Source organism: Streptosporangium sp. NPDC020072 (assembly GCF_040631445.1).
Lineage (GTDB): Bacteria > Actinomycetota > Actinomycetes > Streptosporangiales > Streptosporangiaceae > Streptosporangium.
Window position 1 is genome coordinate 24,389 of the sequence record NZ_JBEYAB010000019.1, and the last position, 18,772, is coordinate 43,160.

At 70.0% G+C, this 18,772-nt stretch carries 17 protein-coding genes; 11 read left to right on the forward strand and 6 right to left on the reverse strand.

What is annotated here, in order from left to right:
* Positions 1–3: 3 nt before the first annotated feature.
* Together ABZ470_RS36085 and ABZ470_RS36090 are read right to left on the reverse strand one after the other, a co-directional pair.
* On the reverse strand, positions 4–999 hold the full coding sequence (locus ABZ470_RS36085) for a transporter substrate-binding domain-containing protein (RefSeq protein ID WP_352013603.1): 996 nt from the start codon (positions 997–999) through the stop codon (positions 4–6).
* Entirely contained in the window at positions 996–2,192 is a 1,197-nt protein-coding gene (locus ABZ470_RS36090) for a hypothetical protein (RefSeq protein ID WP_362917145.1), read from the reverse strand. Before ABZ470_RS36090 ends, ABZ470_RS36085 begins: the two co-directional genes overlap by 4 nt.
* 198 nt (positions 2,193–2,390) lie before the next feature.
* Between ABZ470_RS36090 and ABZ470_RS36095 the strand changes: the two genes are divergently transcribed.
* From ABZ470_RS36095 to ABZ470_RS36105, 3 genes are read left to right on the forward strand one after another with little or no spacing between them, the layout of a single operon-like run.
* The gene (locus tag ABZ470_RS36095; RefSeq protein ID WP_362785205.1) at positions 2,391–3,791 is read left to right on the forward strand and encodes a serine protease; all 1,401 of its coding nucleotides are present in this window, start codon (positions 2,391–2,393) and stop codon (positions 3,789–3,791) included.
* A complete protein-coding gene (locus ABZ470_RS36100) occupies positions 3,788–5,899 on the forward strand; it encodes a tetratricopeptide repeat protein (RefSeq protein ID WP_362917147.1) in 2,112 nt (703 codons plus the stop codon). Before ABZ470_RS36095 ends, ABZ470_RS36100 begins: the two co-directional genes overlap by 4 nt.
* A complete protein-coding gene (locus ABZ470_RS36105) occupies positions 5,896–7,287 on the forward strand; it encodes a vWA domain-containing protein (RefSeq protein ID WP_362917149.1) in 1,392 nt (463 codons plus the stop codon). The genes ABZ470_RS36100 and ABZ470_RS36105 overlap by 4 nt, the downstream gene beginning before the upstream one ends.
* 199 nt (positions 7,288–7,486) lie before the next feature.
* On the opposite strand, the gene ABZ470_RS36110 is transcribed toward ABZ470_RS36105, so the two are convergent.
* A complete protein-coding gene (locus tag ABZ470_RS36110; protein ID WP_362917151.1) occupies positions 7,487–8,041 on the reverse strand; it encodes a TIGR03086 family metal-binding protein in 555 nt (184 codons plus the stop codon).
* On the opposite strand from ABZ470_RS36110, the gene ABZ470_RS36115 reads away from it, so the two are divergent.
* Positions 8,040–8,867: a helix-turn-helix domain-containing protein gene (locus tag ABZ470_RS36115; RefSeq protein ID WP_362917153.1), complete on the forward strand. Its 828-nt coding sequence runs from the start codon at positions 8,040–8,042 to the stop codon at positions 8,865–8,867. The two genes, ABZ470_RS36110 and ABZ470_RS36115, sit on opposite strands and share 2 nt — an antisense overlap.
* Positions 8,868–8,931: 64 nt before the next feature.
* Here ABZ470_RS36115 and ABZ470_RS36120 read toward each other — a convergent pair whose 3' ends face one another.
* Together ABZ470_RS36120 and ABZ470_RS36125 are read right to left on the reverse strand one after the other, a co-directional pair.
* Entirely contained in the window at positions 8,932–9,417 is a 486-nt protein-coding gene (locus ABZ470_RS36120; RefSeq protein ID WP_362917155.1) for a hypothetical protein, read from the reverse strand.
* A complete protein-coding gene (locus ABZ470_RS36125) occupies positions 9,414–9,938 on the reverse strand; it encodes a sigma-70 family RNA polymerase sigma factor (RefSeq protein WP_362917157.1) in 525 nt (174 codons plus the stop codon). The genes ABZ470_RS36120 and ABZ470_RS36125 overlap by 4 nt, the downstream gene beginning before the upstream one ends.
* A 195-nt stretch (positions 9,939–10,133) precedes the next feature.
* Between ABZ470_RS36125 and ABZ470_RS36130 the strand changes: the two genes are divergently transcribed.
* The 6 genes from ABZ470_RS36130 (at position 10,134) to ABZ470_RS36155 (ending at position 16,176) form a co-directional block, all read left to right on the forward strand.
* Positions 10,134–11,453: an ATP-binding protein gene (locus ABZ470_RS36130; RefSeq protein ID WP_362917159.1), complete on the forward strand. Its 1,320-nt coding sequence runs from the start codon at positions 10,134–10,136 to the stop codon at positions 11,451–11,453.
* Entirely contained in the window at positions 11,450–12,643 is a 1,194-nt protein-coding gene (locus tag ABZ470_RS36135) for a tetratricopeptide repeat protein (protein WP_362917161.1), read from the forward strand. The genes ABZ470_RS36130 and ABZ470_RS36135 overlap by 4 nt, the downstream gene beginning before the upstream one ends.
* 98 nt (positions 12,644–12,741) lie before the next feature.
* Entirely contained in the window at positions 12,742–13,215 is a 474-nt protein-coding gene (locus ABZ470_RS36140; protein WP_362785184.1) for a DUF1801 domain-containing protein, read from the forward strand.
* Positions 13,216–13,999: 784 nt separating this feature from the next.
* On the forward strand, positions 14,000–14,812 hold the full coding sequence (locus ABZ470_RS36145) for an SDR family oxidoreductase (protein WP_362917163.1): 813 nt from the start codon (positions 14,000–14,002) through the stop codon (positions 14,810–14,812).
* Positions 14,813–15,071: 259 nt separating this feature from the next.
* A complete protein-coding gene (locus ABZ470_RS36150) occupies positions 15,072–15,671 on the forward strand; it encodes a DUF1707 domain-containing protein (protein ID WP_352013617.1) in 600 nt (199 codons plus the stop codon).
* A gap of 49 nt (positions 15,672–15,720) precedes the next feature.
* On the forward strand, positions 15,721–16,176 hold the full coding sequence (locus tag ABZ470_RS36155; protein ID WP_362917165.1) for an SRPBCC family protein: 456 nt from the start codon (positions 15,721–15,723) through the stop codon (positions 16,174–16,176).
* Positions 16,177–16,696: 520 nt separating this feature from the next.
* On the opposite strand, the gene ABZ470_RS36160 is transcribed toward ABZ470_RS36155, so the two are convergent.
* Positions 16,697–17,200: a hypothetical protein gene (locus ABZ470_RS36160; RefSeq protein ID WP_362917167.1), complete on the reverse strand. Its 504-nt coding sequence runs from the start codon at positions 17,198–17,200 to the stop codon at positions 16,697–16,699.
* Between the two features lie 800 nt (positions 17,201–18,000).
* On the opposite strand from ABZ470_RS36160, the gene ABZ470_RS36165 reads away from it, so the two are divergent.
* Positions 18,001–18,624 (forward strand): DUF6518 family protein, encoded by a 624-nt coding sequence (locus ABZ470_RS36165; protein ID WP_362917169.1) that lies wholly within the window; start codon positions 18,001–18,003, stop codon positions 18,622–18,624.
* Positions 18,625–18,772 lie beyond the last annotated feature (148 nt).

The following is an 18,772-nucleotide window of genomic DNA, read 5'->3' on the forward strand; positions in this document are numbered from 1 at the left end:
CCCCTAGTACGGCCATGCGGTCGCGTTCTTCAGGTAATGGGCCGGAGGTGGTCCCTTGTCCGGGTGGCCGGACAGCCAGGTGTCGTGGATCCGCTTCCACCGGCCGTCGGCGCGCAGCTCGTCCAGGACGTGGTTGGTGAACCTCAGCAGCTGGACGTCCCTCTTGCGGAAGGCGAAGCCGTGGGGTTCGTCGGAGAACCAGCTGCAGACGGGGTTGACGTTCCAGACGCACCTGCCGCCTCCGGGCGGCGGGGTCGTGCCTGGCAGCATCCGGGTGTCACCGCTCATCTCCCTGAGGCCGATCAGGATGTTCTCGTCGGAGGAGACGGCCTCGGCCTGTCCCTGCTCAAGCATCAGCAGGCAGTCGCTGGTCACTGCGGCGACGACCGGGACCAGCCCGACCTCCAGCTGCCTGACGTGGTCGATCGAGACGGTCGAGGCCCCGGAGCACACCCGTTTCCCGCGCAGGTCCTCCACCCGTTGGTAGGGGGACCCCCTGCGGACCAGCATGGTCTGGCCGGTGTCGAGATAGTCGCTCGAATAGGCGATCTCCGTGGCCCGTCTGCAGGTCGTGGTCATCGACTGGGCGAAGAGGTCGATGGTCCCGTCGTTGAGCCGCCTGACCCCCTCGGAGAAGGGCACCGTGACGAAGTCGACCCGCTGCCTGGCCTGTGACCCGAACAGGGCCTTGGCGACCTCCATCACCAGCTCGATCTCGAAGCCCTCGAACTCCCCCGTCCTCGGGTTGCGGAACGACATCCTGGGGGTCGACTGGGACACGCCCACCTTCAGCCGGTCCAGGCGGGGCCGTACCGGGGACGGAGGCAGGCTGTAGCGGGGGTCGCAGTCCGGTTCGTCCCTCTTTTTCGCGGGTTCCTGCGGCACGGAGAACATCGCGCCCGCGGGCGTCGGCTCGGTGATCGGCGGCGGCCGGTACGGCGTGGCGCAGCCGGAGGCCGCGAGCACCAGGGCGGCCAGGGTCACGGCGGCTCTTCTCACAGGTACTCCCTGATCCTGGGCCAGAAGCCGAGGCCGGCGGACAGGACGGCGCAGCAGCACAGCGCGACGGTCAGGAGTCCGAGCCGTGACGGCGCCGAGGGCACCTGTACGGCCAGCGCCTGGATCTGCCTGGCCCCGTCTTCGAGCTTCGTGGTGTTGTCCCGGTCGACCACCTCGAAGGCCTCCGCGAACCGTCCGCCGGGCAGCGCGGCGGCGACCGCCCCGTCGTTGTTCCCCGCGATCAGCTCCTGGTGGATCGAGATGGTGTAGGTCTGGCACCAGGTGGTCTCCCGTTCCGCGCAGCGCGCGTTCCGCCGGAAGTTGCGCAGCGACTGTTCCCAGTTGAACGGGCTGGTGCCGCCGAGCAGCAGGTAGGTGTCGGCGTAGGCGGTCAGCGCCGCGCGTTCTGCGTCCACGAGTCTTCGCTGGTCGATCAGGCGTGTCTCGATGGCGCCGAGCCGCCGGTCGGTCTCCGGCCAGTTGCGCAGCGACCAGCCGGTGGCGCCGAGCACAACGGCCACCAGGACCGTGGCGCCGAGGAGCCCGAGGTTGAGCACCCGCCGCGTACGGCGCGCCAGCGACCACTGCGTCAGGACGAGCCCGGCGATCGTCGCCAGGAGCAGCAGAAGGTGGGCGGCCGAGGTGCGCAGCGCGGTGCTCTTGGCGTCGCGCAGGTTGTCGGTCTCGTCACGCTGGAGCCGCGCGGCGGCGGGCAGCAGCACCGTGCGCAGGTAGGAGCTGGCCTCGTGCAGGTAGGCGGCCCCGAGCAGGGCGGGCCCCACGGCCTTCCTCGCCTCGTCCGGGTCGGCCGTCTCGTCCTTCGCCGGGGCGATCAGCGTGCCCGCCCTGTCCACCAGGCCGGTGTAGACGGGAAGCTGCAGGGCGATCTCGGCGACGTTGGTCGCCCGCGAGACGTCTCCCCCGGTCAGGCCGCCCGCGTCGGCCAGACGCCGCCTGATCCGGTCGATCGCGTCGTCGTAGCGCTTGCGCAGGGTCGCCTGGGTCGTGGTCCCGGCCAGGAAGTGCCCGGTGGCCGAGGTGTCGGCCTTGGCGAGCGACTGGTAGATCACCTGGGCGTCGTCGCTCAGCCTGGCGGCCATGTCGGCCTGTTCCCCGCCCGCCCTCTGCAGGGCGTTGTCGGTGAGGGTTCCGGTGACGCCGACACCGATCAGCGTCGTCGCGGTGAGAATCATGTACAGCAGAAGTCTGGTCCGGGTGTGCCTGACTCTGATGTGACCGACCTCCGTATATACAGCTGGTCACCTTCGGCTTCGGCAAGAATGCCACAAAACTTGGCTTTCCTACCAGCGTTCGGCGCTTCCAGAAACCCTGGTAACCACCCCAATAGTCAAATCTTCCCCGTAATGCCGGCCGTTACGTAGTCTTTTACGGTGAGAGTTGAGCCGGGAGAGGAAACCTGGTGGGTACGAATCCGACAGGCCGGTGGCGAGGTCCTGGGAGCGGGGGTGCTGCTCGATCAGAAAACGGTTCTGACGTGCGCGCACGTCATTCCCGACCGCGCCGAGGAGGTCGTGGCGGAATTCGTCGGTCAGCCCGGTGCGCGTCCCGGCACGGCGAAGGTGGTCTCCTGGGTCCCGGCGGACGACGACCAGCGCGGTGACCTCGCCCTGCTCGACCTGGCCTCACCCGCGCCCCTGGAAAGACGGCCGGTGTTACGGCGGCCCGGTCTGTGGGGCCGCGAGGTCTACACGCGTGGTTTTCCCTCCCTCCTCGACGACGGCCTGTGGGTGCGGGCGCGGCTCGGCGGCCGGGCCGGTCCCGGTGGGGAGTGGATCCAGATGGACGCCGAGCCGTACCGGGAGATCCGCCGTGGGTTCAGCGGCGCGCCGGTGGTCGACGGGCGGACCGGCGACGTGCTGGGTGTCGTGGTCAGCGAGTTTCCCGGGCTCGCCGGGCTGGCGTGGATGATCCCGGTCGAGACGATCGTCCACCACCTTCCCGCCCTGGCCGGGATGGTCGCCGACAGTCCCTCCTTCACCGACCAGATCAGGGAGTTCTTCGGGCCCGGCCGTTCCGGCGGCGCGATGGTCGTGGTCACCGGGGACGCGCCGGTCTCCACCTCGCTGGCCGAGCCCGCGCAGCACGAGGAGGACGTCTCCGGCATGACCGTCGCCGAGGTGTCCCGGCAGGTGCACCGCGCCCTCGAACGGCACTCGGAGCGGCAGATGTTCGTGTTCGACGCCGTGGACGCGGCGGACGACCCGGAGACCCTCGCGCAGGAGGTGATCAGGCCGCTCACCGAGGCGGGCCATCAGGTGATCACCGGGCTGCGGCAGGAGTCCGCCCGGCTGCGCAGGATTCTGGACCAGCCCTCGGTGGCCCGGCGGCTTGAGGTCCTGGACGTACGGGTCACCGAGGCACGGGCGGCGGCGCGGGCGACGCGGGCACGGCACCGCGGGGTCGCCCGGCTGGTCACCCCCGTCCCCGACTGGCCGGACGACGGCCCCGCCCTGCAACTGCGGGTCAGGAGCCTGCGCAGAAATCCCACACTTCCCGATCTTGAGGAATGCGAGAGTGAGACAAGGGAACTTCTCCGCAAATCCACTGAGACTCATAGGGAACTCGACAGAATCAACGACGAGTACAAAAGCCTCAAAAGCCTTCTGAGGGCCTACCATTTGGGGTCGGGCGTCGAGCGCTCTGAACGTGACCGAATTCTGGCCGAACGATACACGCGGGCCCACCACCTGCTTTTCACCCTGCCATGTGACCTCGCCGCGGCGAGCGAGGCGGTCGACCATTACATCCGCGCGCTGAAGGAGAACCGATGACTCCGTGCGCCTTCTGTTCCGGCCGGATCGACGAGGACGGTTTCTGCGTCGAATGCGGACTCCCCGCCGGTACGGTCTCCCGGCCCGCCGGTACGGTCTCCCGGCCCGCCGACCCGGTCTCCCTGCCCGCCGTCTCCGGGAGCCGGACGCTCAGGGCCGCCGACGGGCTGGTCTCCGTGCCCGTCCCCTCGGGGAAGGACCCCTCGACCCGGGTGATCTCCGACCCCGGCCGGGTCCGGTTCAGCCGGAGGTGCCGCAAGGGGCACTTCATCAACTTCACCTACGCCGGGCAGCCCGCCGTGCTGAAGGGGTTCTGCCCGACCTGCCAGACGCCGTTCGACTTCGAACCGCGCCTGGCGCCGGGCGAGCTCGTCGCCGACCAGTACGAGGTCGTCGGCCCCATCGCGCACGGTGGCCTCGGCTGGGTCTACCTGGCCCGTGACCGCCACCTCAACGACAACTACGTCGCGCTGAAGGGCCTGATCCAGCCCGACGACCCGACCGCGGTGAGCCTTGAGGTCTCGGAACGACGCTTCCTGATCTCGCTGGACCACCCCAACATCGTCCGCATCTACAACTTCGTCACCCACGACGACAGCCGGGGGGAACGCGGCGGCTACATCGTCATGGAGTATCTCGACGGCCAGTCGCTCGGCGAGGTCCTCGCCAACCGGCAGGCGCGCCCCGAGCCTGAGCACGTCCTCGCCTACGGCTACGAGATCCTCCTGGCGCTGGACTACCTGCACGGCCGTGGCCTGCTGTACTGCGACATGAAGCCCGACAACGTGATCATCACCCCCGAGCGGATGAAGGTCATCGACATCGGCGGGGTCCGGCGCGACGACGACAGGTCCAGCCCGATCGTGGGCACCTACGGATTCCAGGTGAGCGCCAAGGAGATCAGGGAACGCGGCCTGACCGTGCGCTCGGACATCTACGCCGTCGGCAGGACGCTGGACAAACTCCTCGGCGTCGGCGGCCCGTCCCGCACAGGGCTGGCCGTCGAGTCGCTCAGGAGGCTGATCCAGCGCGCCTCGCACCAGGACTGGGAGCGACGCTTCGCCTCGGCAGCGGAGATGCTCGAACAGCTCAGGGGTGTGCTGCGCGAGGTCAGATCCTTCCAGCCGGAACACGTCCCGGCGGCCTTCGAGTCGTCCACGGTCTTCGAGCCGAGCGCCGAACTCCTCGACGGCGGCCTGAGCGCCGCCTCCCCGCTCGAACGCTGGACCCGTGACCGGGGCGGCGCCCTGCTCGGCCTCCCCCCGGCCGCCGCCCTCGTCGCCCGTGGCCTGCCCGTCCCCAAGGCCGACCCCGACGACCCGGCGGCGGGCCTGCTGGCGTCCATCGGGAACACCACCGCCCGTGGCCTGCTCGACCAGCTCTCCGAGGTCCGCCGGTCACCCGAGGTCGGGCTGCGCCGCTGCCGCGCCCACCTCGAACTCGACGAACTCGACGAGGCAGAGAGCAGCCTGTCCGGCGACGGCTGGCGGGTCACCTGGCACCACGGCCTGCTCGCCCTGGCCCGCGAGGAGTACGGCACGGCGCTGTCGTGCTTCGACCGTGTCTACGGCGCGTTGCCCGGCGAGACCGCGCCGAAGCTGGCCCGCGCGTTCTGCCAGGAACTCCTGGGCGACCTCCGTGCCGCCGAGGAGGGCTTCGACGTCGTGTGGCGGCGTGACCGCTCGCAGACCAACGCCGCGTTCGGGCTGGTCAGGCTGCGGGTGCGGGCCGGAGACCGGTCGGCCGCGGTCGGCGTCCTCGACGGGGTGCCGAAGGTCGCCCAGCACCACGACGCCGCCCGGGTCGCCGCCGTACGCGTGCTGTCGGAGGAGTTGCCCGGCGGGAACCTCCCCGGCGCCGACGACCTGACAAGGGCGACCCGGCTGCTGGCCTCGCTGGTCCTCGACGGGGGAGAGCCGACCGGCAAGGTCAGGGACCGCCTCACCGCGGCCGTCCGGGAGGCGCGCGACCGCTCCGCGCCGGACGACGAGGCGCGCCGGGAACTGGAACGGTCATATCTGAGACTCGCCGAGCAGGCCACCACCTGGCAGGACCGGGGCAGGCTGGTCGACCTCGCGCACTCCGTACACCCCTGGAGCCTGCTGTGACCCTGAGGTTCGAGCTGAACATCGACCAGGACCCGGTCCTGACCATCGGGAGGACCGAACTCGACGCCGTCCTCAGGGTCGCCGGGCAGCGGCTCGACGGCCCCGCCGAGCGAGCCGAGCGGTGCGAGGTCCTCGTCATCGACTGCTCCGGCTCCATGGGCGGGCTGAACCGCAGGTCGGAAGGCCGCCGTCTGAAGATCGCAGCCGCGGTGAGCGCGACCATGACGGCGATCGACGTCCTGCCCGACGGGGTGCTCTTCGCCGTCGTCGCGGGCGACCACGAGGCCCGCACCGTCTACCCGCCGACCCCGGCGAGCGAGCGCACCAGGGCCGACGCCAGGGCGGCCGTACGCAGGCTGACCTGCAACGGCGGCACCAACATCGGCGCCTGGCTCACCGAGGCCCGGCGGCTGCTCGCCCCCCACCCGAACGCGCTCAGACACGCGATCCTGCTGACCGACGGCCGGAACAACGAGTCCCCCGAGGAGTTCGAACGGGCGCTGGCGGCCTGCGAGGGCGAGTTCGTCTGCGACGCCCGGGGCATCGGCGAAGACTGGGTGGCCCACGACCTGCAGCGGATCGCCACCGTGCTGCGCGGCTCAGCCGACGCCGTGGTCGACGACGCCGAGCTTGAGGCCGAGTTCAGGAGGATGGTCGAGGCGGCTCTCGGCAAGGTGACCCCGAAGATGTCGCTGCGCTTCACCACCACCCCGCCCGGCAGGCTGGTCTCCCTCAGGCAGGTCTATCCCGAGCGGGCCGACCTCACCGGGCACGTCACCGCGCTCGGGGACCGCGTCTTCGAGCTGGCCAGCGGCTCCTGGGGCGAGGAGTCCCGCGACTACCAGCTCCGCTTCGAGGTCTCCCACGAGGGCGCCCCGCACTTCACCGACCTGCGCGTGGCCCGCGTCGAGGCGGTGGTCGGCGGTGAGCGCCGTGGCGCCGCCAACGTCATGGTCCACTGGAGCGAGGATCCGGACGCCTCGGCGTTCACCAGCCACACGATCTCGCTCTACCAGGCCCAGGACAACATGAGCCAGGCCGTCGACGCGGGCCTGTCCGCCTACGGCAGGAACGACCTGCCCGGGGCCGAGCGCGAGTGGGCCCGCGCGGTCCGCCTGGCCGCCCGCTGCGGCAACCAGCGCGCCCTCGACGAGCTCCAGCGTTTCGTGGAGATCCTCGACCTCGACGAGGGCCGGGTCCGGGCCCGCCCCAACCTGAGCCACCACGACGTCCAGCTGGTCAAGGTGGCCCTGTCCCACTACGAACAGGCGCCGGAGGAGGAACCCGCCGCCGTTCCCGCGGGCCCTCCCTGGGAGTGCGAATGCGGCCGTACCTCTCCCTCGGCCGCCAACTTCTGCATCCACTGCGGCCACCACCGCCGCCCCTGAGCCCCTTCCAAGAGCCAGGGCCGTCAACCACGCCGCACGGGTGAAGTGCCGTTCCTCAGCCTGCGGCCCCGTTGTCCCAGGGTTGCCGATCGCCCTGGAACAGCCGGCCACGCCGCACGGGCGAAGCGCGGTTCCTCAGCCGGCGGCCCGTTGCCCCAGGACCGTCACCTGCCTCAACCCCTGTCGCCCCGGGGCCGCCTCACGGCTTCCAGGCCGGGTCCCTGCCGATGAGGCCGAGCAGCCGGTCGAACGGCGGGGCGTCGTCGGGCACCGCGACCGGCGGCCCGAAGGCGCCGCGCTTCCTGCCCATCTCCGCCATCTGCCCGGTGAAGTCCAGCGCCCGCTCGACCGCCTCGGCGTCCGGCTCGTACGGCTCGCCGACCGCCCTGGACAGGTCCCAGCCGTGCACGACCATGTCGACGAGGAACATGTGGGCCAGCGTGGTCATCGGCATGCCCATGGCGGGGCTGACCCCCTCCCACACCTCAGGGCGCGACCAGACGGCCAGGGTGCGCTCGGCCCGCTCGGGGAAGTCACCCGCGTACGGCCCCTGCTCGACGCGCGGCCCGCCCTCGCCCACCGACTCGAACATCTCGGCCACCCACTCAAGGTGGTTGATCAGGCCTCTGACGTCGAACTCCGCGCACGGCGTGGGGTCGCCCAGCCTCTCCTGTCCCGCTGTACGGACCACTGTGCGGACCAGGTCGGCGGTCTGTTCGGTGGCACGCCTCATCAGCGGCATCATGTCGTCCATGGCAGCCATCCTGCCCGGCTCGTCGGGAACGCGGCTTGTAGAAACGCGACAGCGCGGCTGGGTCGACCCGTACGCGGGGCTCGACGCCTTCGCCTTCGCCCGCCACGCGCCCGCCCCCGGCCTGGCGGCCCACGTGGACCACTTCTGGGTCGTCACGTGGACCGGCCTGGCCGAGCCGTACGAGCAGCGCATCGTCTCGCACCCGACCGTGAACATGGTGATCACCGAGGACTTCCACCGGGTCGTGGGCGTGATCAGGGGCGGGTTCTCCTACACGATGCGTGGCAGCGGCCGGGTGCTCGGCATGCGCTTCGTGCCCGGTGGCTTCCGGACGTTCCTCGGCGCCCCGGTCTCCACGCTGACCGACCGTTTCACGGAGATCGGCGAGATGTTCGGCGCGGCGGGCACGACCCTGGTCGAGCGGGTCCTGGCCGAGCCCGACGCGCGGGCCGCGATCACGCTCGTCGAGGAGCTCCTGCTCGGTCTGGAGCCTGAGCGAAACCCGCTCGCCGAGGAGGCCGCGGCGCTGGTCGCGCTGGCGGAGGACGACCCCTCGATGACCAGGGTCGACGAGCTGGCCGCCAGGTCGGGGCGGTCGACGCGCTCGCTGCAACGGCTGTTCCGCGACCACGTCGGCGTCGGCCCCAAGTGGGTGATCCGCCGTTTCCGGCTGCACGAGGCCGCCGAACGGATCTATCAGGGCCTCGACCTGGCCACGTTGGCCGCCGAACTCGGTTACACCGACCAGGCCCACCTGACCCGCGACTTCACCGCCGCGGTGGGCATGCCCCCCTCGGCCTACGCCCGCCTCGGCCGACGCCCCTGACCTCTCTCGGGACGCTCGGCCCTTCCCGTGCGGCCGGTCAGGGCCTCTGGTCTCTCCGGCCCTCTCACCCCCCGTCCTCGCCGGTCAGCTCCCGGACCCGCCGCAGCAACGCGGCCCTGCGGGCATGAGCCCGTACGGCCAGCGCCAGCGCCACCGCGACGAACACCCCGCCGACCGCCAGCGCGGCCCCGGCCCCTCCGCCACGTTGGACGGCCGCGACCACCAGCACAGCGGTCGTGGCGACGGCGGCGGCCAGTCCGATCCAGGCCGCGATCACCCGGTCCGCGGCGAACAGCGGCACCCGGCGTGTCACCAGCCATCCGCCGTATCCCGCCCAGGCCACACAGCACACCGTGAACACGGCGAAGGCCAGCCGGGTACGGCCCGGCAGCGGTCCGGGCTCGCCCAGCCACAGCGCGCCGACGAAGGCCGCACCGACCGACCCCGCCAGCAGCGCCGTCACGGCCCGCATCCGCCGGCCCTTGGACAGGGCCGACTCCAGCCCCTCGATCGTCTCCCGCGCCGACATGCGCGGCTCCTCCTCGGTCATGCCCGGTACCCCTTCTTCTCCAGATGCTCACGCGACAGCCGACGGGCCCGGTTCAGCCGGGACTTGACCGTGCCGACGGGGACCTGGCAGATCCGTGCGCAGTCCTCGATCGACAGGTCCTCCAGGTAGAAGAGGACGAGGATCTCCCGCTCCGGCACCGGCAGCTCCGCCAGGAGACCCACCAGTTCGGCGCGGTCGACCAGAGCCTCGACCGGGTCCTCGACGATCGCCCTGTCCGCCGCGAGCGCCTCGTGCTCCCTGGCGTACCGGCCGCGCAACCGGTCTGTCACCGACCGGCGTGCGATGGTGAACAGCCAGGGCGCGAACCTGTCGGGTTCCCGCAGCCGAGGCAGGCCGCGGACCACGGCCAGCCAGACCTCCTGGGCCACGTCGTCGGCCCGCTCGGCGTCCAGCATGCGCCGCACATAGGTCCACACCGGCACCCGCCAGCGGTCGACCAGTTCCGCGAGCGCCGCCCGCTCACCCAGCTGGGCCCGCACCACGAGTAGTTCGTCGGTCATCGCGTCCTCCTGTCACCCTGCACAGTCGGACGGCGGAGCGATCAGGTTCACGGCCACACAACCGGGCCTTCCCACCTGGTATCGGGTGATGTTTCACGTGGAACAACCGGAAGCCGTCCCGAGATTCGCAAGATCACGCCTCCGCGCCCACTGGTAGGTTGACGCCGGAACCAGGACAGAAGGGATGTGTCTCCTGTGCTCGACGATGCCGGTCTCCAGGCTCTCCGCGAGGCCGCCCGTTTCTCCCCGGACAACCTCCCGCTGCGGCGGCACCTGGCCGACCAGCTTCTCACCAAGGGATACCTCGCCGAGGCCGAGGCGGAGTACCGCGCGGCGCTCATGCTGGCACCCCAGGACCCGGACATCACAACCGGCCTGGCGGAGGCGTTCACCCGGCAGAGCGCGTACGGCGCGGCGCTGTCGATCCTGGAGCCGCACCTGGCGAGGGCCGGTTACCCGCCACGGATGGGCGTGATCGCGGCCAGGGCACTGCTCGGTGAGGGCGAGACGGCCGGTGCGGCCCGCCGCTACCACGAGGCGGTCTCCCGCGACCCCTCGGTCGCCGCCCCCGACCTGGCCGCCCGGCTCGCGGCGCCGCCGCAGCCCGTGACGGCGCCGCCGAGCCCGCCTCGGGAGGCCGACTCGGAGGTCGAACGCTCCCGGTTCACCTTCGCCGACGTGGCGGGCATGGAGGCGGTCAAGGAGACACTGCGCCTCAAGCTCCTGCTGCCCGTGCAGCAGCCGGAGCTGTTCGCCGCGTTCGGCAAGCGGGCGGGCGGCGGGGTGCTGCTCTACGGCCCGCCGGGCGCGGGCAAGACACATCTGGCCAGGGCCGCGGCCGGTGAGCTCGGCGCGGCGTTCGTCAGCGTCGGTCTGGCCGACATCCTGGACATGTACATCGGCTCCAGCGAACGCAACCTGCGCGCGGTGTTCGAGATGGCCCGCCGCAACCGGCCGTGCGTGCTGTTCTTCGACGAGGTCGACGCGCTGGCCGCCCGCCGGTCCGACATGCGCCAGGCGCACAACCGTCAGATCGTCAACCAGTTCCTGGCCGAACTCGACGGTGTGGACGACGGCGCCAACGAGGGGGTCCTGGTGCTGGCGGCCACGAACGCTCCCTGGTACGTGGACGTGGCCTTCCGCAGGCCCGGCCGGTTCGACCAGCTCGTGTTCGTACCGCCGCCCGACCCGGCCGCGCGCGCCGCCATCCTGCGCATCATGTGCCGGGACAAGCCGCTGGCCGAGATGGACTTCGACGCGGTGGCCCGGATCACCGACAGCTTCACCGGCGCCGACCTCAAGGGGGTGGTCGACCGCGCCGTCGAGGCCAAGCTCCAGCAGGCGATCAGCGCGGGCCGCATGATCCCCCTGGTCACGGCCGACCTGGTCACCGCCGTCGGCCAGGTCAGGCCGACGGCCGTACGCGAGTGGCTGACCACCGCCCGCAACTACGTGCTGCACGCCAACGAGTCCGGCGCCTGGGACGAGCTGATGCCGTGGATCAAGCGCATATGACGCCCGTCCAGGTCGCGCTCGAACGCGCGCGTGGCCTGCTCGGCCTGAACCGTCCGGTCGAGGCCGCCAGGGAACTGCGCGGCGCCGTCGCCGAGGACCCGCAGCACCCGACCGCGCACGCCCTGCTCGCCATAGCCCTGGCCGAACAGGGCGAGGTGGCCGAGGCCGCCGCCGAAGCCGGCGAGGCCGTACGGCTCGCGCCCGACTCCTGGTTCACGCACTACGCCGCCGGACAGGTCCACCACCGCTCAGGCCGGGCCGACCGGGCGCTCCCCGCCGTCACCGCCTCGCTGGAGCTGAACCCCGAGTACGCCCCCACCTGGGAGCTGCTGGCCCGGGTGCACATACGGAGCGGCCGGTGGAGCGAGGCGGCGAAGGCGGCACGCCAGGGGTTGGGTCTCGATCCCGAGGACCCCGACCTGGCGAGCCTGCTGGCGGTCGCCCTGGTCATGCTCGGTGACGCGGCCGAGGCCGTGCCCGCCGCGGCGCTGGCCGTACGCCTCGATCCGGAGAGCGCCGCGGCGCACCTGGCCTACGGCCGCGCGCAGCTGGCCTTCGGCGACCCCGGGGTGGCCGCGGACGCCTTCCGCGAGACACTGCGGCTCAACCCGAGCTTCGACCACGCCAGGGACCTGCTCGTCCTGGCGCTCAAACGCCGCAATCCCCTCTACCGGCTGCTGACCCGGCTGCGCGGCAGGTTCCGCGGCGGCCTGCGTCTGGCGCTGCTGCTGCCCCTGGCGCCGCCGCTCATCGCCGTCTTCGTGCTCATCGCGGTCCTGCACTGGGCGGCGTGGGTCGCCGAGGCCTGGGCGACGCTGCGCCTGTACCGAGGCCGTACGACCCGGCTGCTGCTCGAAGGCACCCAGGTCCGGGTGGCGACGCTCTGCTGCGCGCTCCCGGTCGTGGGCGCGGCGCTGCTGACGTCGGGCGTGCTGGCCGGCCTCGAAGCGATGGGTACGGCGGGCGCCGCGGTCATGGCCCTGGTCACCCCCGTCCAGGAGGCGGCCCACACCGGCTCCCGTCCCGCCCGGCTCCTCCTGTACGGCTGGGCGATCCTGCTCGCCCTCGCCGTCGTCGTGTCACTGCTCCTGACGACGACCACCGTCGCCCTGCTGACCACCTACGCCTCACTCGCCACGATCTGGCTCGCGACCGCCCCCCGCCGCCTGGCACACCGCACCGACGGCTGAGCCTCGCGGCAACCGGTCAGTTTTGGAGAAGCCGTCATGGCTTCGGGTTCCTAGGATGAGATTGTTCAGATCGAGCACCTTCTGAGAGGAAATCTGCCATGAAGGGCACCCAGTCGTCCGCCACCAACACCGAAGCCGCCGAGAAGTACGACGGGTTCACGGCCGAGGAGCGGGACGCGATGAAGGAGCGCGCCAAGGAGCTGAAGGCCTCCTCAAAGCGTGGCTCCCGAGCCCCCAAGGTGGACCCGGAGGTCGAGGTGCTCGCGAAGATCGCCGAGATGGAGGGGACGGACCGCGCCATCGCCGAGCGGCTCCACGACATCGTCAAGAACAACGCCCCCGCCCTCTCCTCGAAGCTCTGGTACGGCATGCCGGCGTACGCCAGGGACGGCAAGATCGTCTGTTTCTTCCAGCCCGCGCAGAAGTTCAAGGCGAGGTACGCCACGCTCGGCTTCAACGACCCCGCGACCCTCGACGACGGCACCATGTGGCCCACCGCCTTCGCCCTGACCGACCTGACCCCCGAGACCGAAGTCCGGATCGCCGCCCTCATCAAGAAGGCCGCCGGCTGAGACATCCCGCCTCCCCGCCGTCGCGTGGCTTCCTGGCGCGTACGGGCTCCACGTGTCCACGCGCCGGCCGCCTCCGGCAACACGACACCACGAGTTCCGGCACGGAGCCGCCGGACCGTGCCCGGCCTCGCCGGAGGCGACGTGCCCGAGGTGGGGACCACACATGTCATCGATCCCGGGCCTGCCGGCCGTACGCTCGGCCACGTGGGGTTCCGGGTGCGTGGGGTTCCGGGTGCGAGAAAGGCGAAGGAACCGGCGCCCGGATCGGGCGGTGCGCGGTACGGCTGTGGCTCAGGCCGTCATCTTCCTCCCTGTTTTCCTCGTTTCCACGTCCGAATCGGTGAACACCGGCCGCGTCCCCTACCGGAACCGACGGAACGGCCCGGCCATGTGGTTCGGCGTCGAACGTGACATGCCGACGATGCTCGAAGCTCCTAGGGCGGACGTCGTGATCTCGGTGATCAATTCGTCCTCCGGAAGCTTCTTCACATAAATGGAAAGCCTCGGCAGGCCGCAGGGAATCCGGTTCGAACCGCATCCTTGACGGCTTCCCGGTCACGGCCGGTTCGCCCGTCGAGCCCTGGTGATCAAAGAGCTAGAGTAATCCGAGGAAAGATCATTCCTGGCAGGGTTTCGTCTCCTCTCTCACCGGCTGCACAGATATGCCTTGACCGTACGATCAAAAATCACCCGGATGGGCCCGGTTTCGCCGGTCGCCTCATCACCGTCCGGCGAATCACGGCGTAGCGCGCGGCGATGAGCAGGAAGCACCGGAAGGAAAACAGTGGATTACTACGCCCATCGGGTGGCTGTGATCACGGGGGCGGGCTCGGGAATCGGTCGCGCGCTGGCCGTGAGCCTGGCTCGGCGGGGCGCGCGGCTGGCGCTGTCCGACCAGAACGCCGAGGCGGTGGCCGAAACCGCGCGACGCTGTCAGCGGTTCGGCGCGCGGGTGCTCACGGACACGGTCGACGTGACCGACCGGCAGGCGGTTCTCCGCCATTCGGCCGCCGTCCACGAGGAATTCGGCCGTGTCGACATGGTCTTCTGCGTGGCGGGTGTCATCCACACCGGAAGGCTGATCAACTCCGAATTCAGTGACTTCGATCACGTGCTGAACGTCAATTTGCTGGGCGTGGTCAACACGGCCAAAACGTTTCTGCCTCTTCTGATCTCTTCGGGAGGCGGGCACGTCGTGACCGTTTCCAGTGCGTTCGGATTCTTCTCGGCGCCGTGCTACACCGCCTACAGCGCGTCGAAGTTCGCGGTGCGTGGATTCAGCGAGTCACTGCGACAGGAGATGCGACTCGACGGGCACCCTGTTTCGGTGACGTGTGTCTATCCGGGCGGTGTCCGTACACCGATCATGCGGAACGGGCGGTTCGCGAAAGGCGAAGACTCCGCCGCCGTCACAAAGAGGTTCGACACGAAGGTCGCACGGATGGACGCCTCCAGGGCGGCCGCGATCATCCTGCTCGGCGTGAGGCGCCGGCAGGCACAGGTGTTCGTCGGAGCGGACGCCAAGATCGCATGGATCCTCGTTCGCGCACTGGGGTCCGCCTACCAGCGTTTGGTGCTCTGGGTCGGGCGGCGATGACCTACCGTGCCCCGATGCCGACGAGACGGGAGACGGGGACGGCAGACCGCCGACCGAGGCCTTTGGCGGTGAACGACAAGAGACGCGCCCGAACTCGTCGCCGAGGAGACAGCAGACGTCCTGAAGTCCGTCTGACCTCTCCTTCCTGACCACGGAAGCGGCCGAACACGGGCGCCGCATGCCGCGTCCTCCCCGTGATGAACGGTGAACACCGGAACGAGGGGTCCGGCTTCTCCTCCCTTTTCGTATCATCGACCATATGACCGGTGAGCCCTCACACCCCGTCCACTCCGGCGAGTGGCGCGTCTCCCACACCGAACGCGAGGCGGTGGTGGAAAGGCTGAGCAAGGCGGCGGCCGATGGGCGCCTCGACCTCGCCGAGCTGGACGGGCGGCTGGAGCGGGCGCTGACCGCCAGGACATACGCCGACCTCGCGCCTCTGACGGCGGACCTTCCCCCTGACGTTCCATCGGCCCCGAGAAAGCCGCTGGTCCTCCAGGGGGGTCTCGGTGGCGTCACCCGAGCCGGTCACTGGCAGGTGCCCGCGAAGGTGGTCGCGTCCGGCGGCATGGGTGGGGTCAAACTCGACTTCACCCAGGCCGGTTGCGATCTGCCCGAGGTCGAGCTGGAGGTGCACGGCCAGGCGGGCGGTGTCACGGTCATCGTTCCCGACGGCTGGGCCGTGGAGACCGTCGAGGTGAACCCGGGCCTCGGTGGCCTGAAGGACAAAGTCACCTCTCCCCGGCTCCCGGGCGCACCGCTGATCCGCATGAGCGGCACCGGTGGCGCGGGAGGTGTGGTCATCCGTCACCCCAACAGCTGGGAACGCCGGAAGCTGAAGCGGGAGCAGTCGCGGTGACGGGGATCTCCGGGTAAGCCGCGCACGAGCGCACGGGACGAGGCCGACGGTGAACTTCGAGGTCGTCACACATGTCATGGCGCCGCCGGAACGGGTCTTCGACATATCGCTGGACGTGGACGTCCACTCCGCCTCGATGGCGGGATCCGCGGAGGAGGCGGTCGACGGTGTGACCGCCGGTGGCATGCGGCTGGGCGACACCGTCACATGGCGGGCGCGGCACTTCGGCCTCCACTGGAGGATGACGTCCACGATCAGCGCCTACGACCGCCCCGCATACTTCGTCGACGAGCAGGTGTCAGGCCCCTTCGAGCGCTGGTACCACGTCCACCGTTTTCACGGTGACGACCACGGCGGCACGGTGATGAGCGACATCGTCGAGTTCACCGCGCCTCTCGGCCCCCTCGGAAGAGCCGCCGAACTGCTGGTACTCCGCCATTACATGCCCAGGTTGATCCACATGCGGAACCAGTACGTCAAGCGGGTCGCGGAAAGCGCTCCGTGACCGCGTCCGCCGCGTGATCACCACCACGAGAACCACGCCCACGAGACCGGCCCGATCGCACGTTCAGCGGCACACGGCCGCCTCGCTGCTCAAGAGGCTCAAGGATCACGCACGGGGGTCTCAAAAGACGAGGAGACCATTCGAATGAGCCCGTCATAGCGAAACGCCCCGGAATCTGCCCGCTCCGAGGCGTTTATCGATGGGGCTACCAGGATTTGAACCTGGGGCCTCTCCCTTATCAGGGAATCACAAATACTCTGGACTTTGAGAGAACCGCCCTCCGACCAGGGATTCAGCGTCCGTGCGAGTTCCCCGGCGTTGTCACGCGGTTAGGGCACGCAAGACCCCGACCGCGTGTGCGGGGGGGCACGTGAGGATCTGCCCGCCCCACCTGACGGCCTTGGGACCGTTCCCCGCGCCGGGGAGCGCCTGACGCGTCGGTCAGCACCACGGCGAGGGTGAAGGTCCGTACCGGGGTGCCGAGAGCCGTCGTGTTCCGCCGTGGCCAAACGCGACCCGGCTACGTTCGGCTCTGCCGTACCAGAGAACCGCTGAACGCCCCCGTGACTGTTCCGAGGATGGTGTAGTTCGCCTGGATCTCCATTCTTTCCTGACCGGTCAGCCGGACACTCATTGTCAGATCCGCCAGGCAGGTCTGCCCCGATGGCGCGTTGGCCGGGGCGCCGGTGGTTCCGGCCTTCAGAACGAGGTGGTCGCCGTTGACCTCGGCGAGCTGCCAGCTACGTGAGCAGCCGGCCTCCTGACCCCAGTCGACGGCACGCTGGTCTGCGACGGTGTCGCCGATACTGCCCTGCTTTATCGTTATCTCGTCAGTTCCTGCCCCTTTTCCCTCCCTGGTGGGGTCGGGGAAGGTCATTGTGACCTGCCCCCTCCAGGTGCCGAGGTACTGCTCCGGCACAGCGCTGCTCCTGTCGCCGCTCTGGGGGAGCAGCCACGCCAGCAGGCTCACCACGAGCGCCAGCACGCCGGTGATCGCGGCGATGACTCCTGCACGCTCACCCACGTTCTGGCCCAGGAAAAGGGACCAGGAGACGCGCTTCCTTTTTCCGGAAGGGGTGTCACCGGGGTGAGGTGTCTCGGAGGCTTCGCCTGTTTCGGAGAGGCCTGTTCGCTCATTCTGGAGAGGAGGTACGGACCCGGCGGGGTCAGGATCCGTGGAAACCTCCGGAGCGCTGTCGTTTCCGTCTGCCTGGTCAGCGGACTCGCATAACTCTTCCTTGCGGGATTCACTGGACTCTCTCGGCCCGGATTCCGGCATATCCGTTTCCAGCTTTCAATAGATGACGCTTCCCAGGTTTATCGAACACCTACCGGCGTTGCCCTGTCAGTACGTTGATCGGGTCCAGTGGTCGGCGACGAACAGGGCGGCGTCGGGGGGATCCCGGTCCTGACGCCGCCCACCCCGTCAGCTCCCGGGGTCTCGCGTGGCCGTACAGGCCCGACGCCAAGGTCACAGGGGGTCACACCCGGGCGCGACCCTTGACCAGCGAGAACAGAGAGGGCCACATCACACCCCCGCCATCCCCCTACTCACAAGGGGCCACGGGGGTCACACCCCCAACCCGGCCCGAGGGGACCGCCGGGACCCGGGTGTGAGAGTCCAACAGGGGGTCAGGCAAAGGGGGAGCCGGTCCGGCCGCACAACTCCCCCAGGCGAGCGCACGGTTTCGTACCAGGTGGCCATCGCCGCCTTCGCCCGCCAAGAGGAGATCACGGCCGCGCGGCACCGAACTGGTATACCTGCTTGTCGGTATAGTTGCGATTTGTCGGTATCCCCTGAGGGGAGACAGGGGGATCTTCCTGATGGGCAGCCGCTTCGGCCCGGTAGCAAAGCTCAGCGGTTCGTGGGCAGCCGCGCTCGTGGCGGGTCTGGGACTCGGTGTTGTCACCAATCTGGCCCAGGGCTGGCTTCCTGGCGCCTGGAACCAGGTCGCCAACTCCGGTGCTGTCTGGTGTGTCCCGGCGTTCGTCGTCGGCGCCCTGCTTGCCGGCTGGGCGTCAGCGCGGTCGGCTGCCACCGCCGGCCTGTGTGCCTCGATCGGTCTGGTCGTTGGGTACTACGGGTACGCGGAGTTCGGCCGTGACGGCATGGGCAGCCTCACCTATCCGCTGATCTGGCTCGCGATGGCGGTCGTCAGCGGCCCGTTGTTCGGCGTGGCCGGGCTGTGGTGGCGGAACGGACGTACCGTACGTCACCGTGTCATCGGCCTCGCCGCGCTGGGAGGCGTCTTCGGGATGGAGAGCATCATGTATGCCTTCGTCCTGCACTACGCCCCGCAGGCATGGGCCTGCCTGGCCGTCTTCGTCCTCGCACCGCTGCTGATGGCACGTCGAGGAGAACGGACGCCGACCCTGCTGACGGCCCTGGTCCTCGCGGCACTGGCGTACCTGGTCGTCTCATTGCCACTTCAACACGTGTCGGCATGAAGTGAATCGCGGACCGCGGACACGGTAAGCCAGGCCATGTCAGCCGACCACGGCTTCGGCTTCACTGAGTCAGTTCCCTCATCCCTGTTCGGACGCCGCTCAGGCGACTCCACCAACGTCCGCCGGGCCCCCTCGCGAGCTACGGCAC

Bases quoted from the DNA above. Each gene is read 5' to 3' on its own strand.
- ABZ470_RS36090 (WP_362917145.1), bottom strand. From the start codon at position 2,192: ATGATTCTCACCGCGACGACGCTGATCGGTGTCGGCGTCACCGGAACC.
- ABZ470_RS36100 (WP_362917147.1), top strand. From the start codon at position 3,788: ATGACTCCGTGCGCCTTCTGTTCCGGCCGGATCGACGAGGACGGTTTC.
- ABZ470_RS36115 (WP_362917153.1), top strand. From the start codon at position 8,040: ATGGCAGCCATCCTGCCCGGCTCGTCGGGAACGCGGCTTGTAGAAACG.
- ABZ470_RS36110 (WP_362917151.1), bottom strand. From the start codon at position 8,041: ATGGACGACATGATGCCGCTGATGAGGCGTGCCACCGAACAGACCGCC.
- ABZ470_RS36120 (WP_362917155.1), bottom strand. From the start codon at position 9,417: ATGACCGAGGAGGAGCCGCGCATGTCGGCGCGGGAGACGATCGAGGGG.
- ABZ470_RS36125 (WP_362917157.1), bottom strand. From the start codon at position 9,938: ATGACCGACGAACTACTCGTGGTGCGGGCCCAGCTGGGTGAGCGGGCG.
- ABZ470_RS36135 (WP_362917161.1), top strand. From the start codon at position 11,450: ATGACGCCCGTCCAGGTCGCGCTCGAACGCGCGCGTGGCCTGCTCGGC.
- ABZ470_RS36140 (WP_362785184.1), top strand. From the start codon at position 12,742: ATGAAGGGCACCCAGTCGTCCGCCACCAACACCGAAGCCGCCGAGAAG.
- ABZ470_RS36150 (WP_352013617.1), top strand. From the start codon at position 15,072: ATGACCGGTGAGCCCTCACACCCCGTCCACTCCGGCGAGTGGCGCGTC.
- ABZ470_RS36165 (WP_362917169.1), top strand. From the start codon at position 18,001: ATGGGCAGCCGCTTCGGCCCGGTAGCAAAGCTCAGCGGTTCGTGGGCA.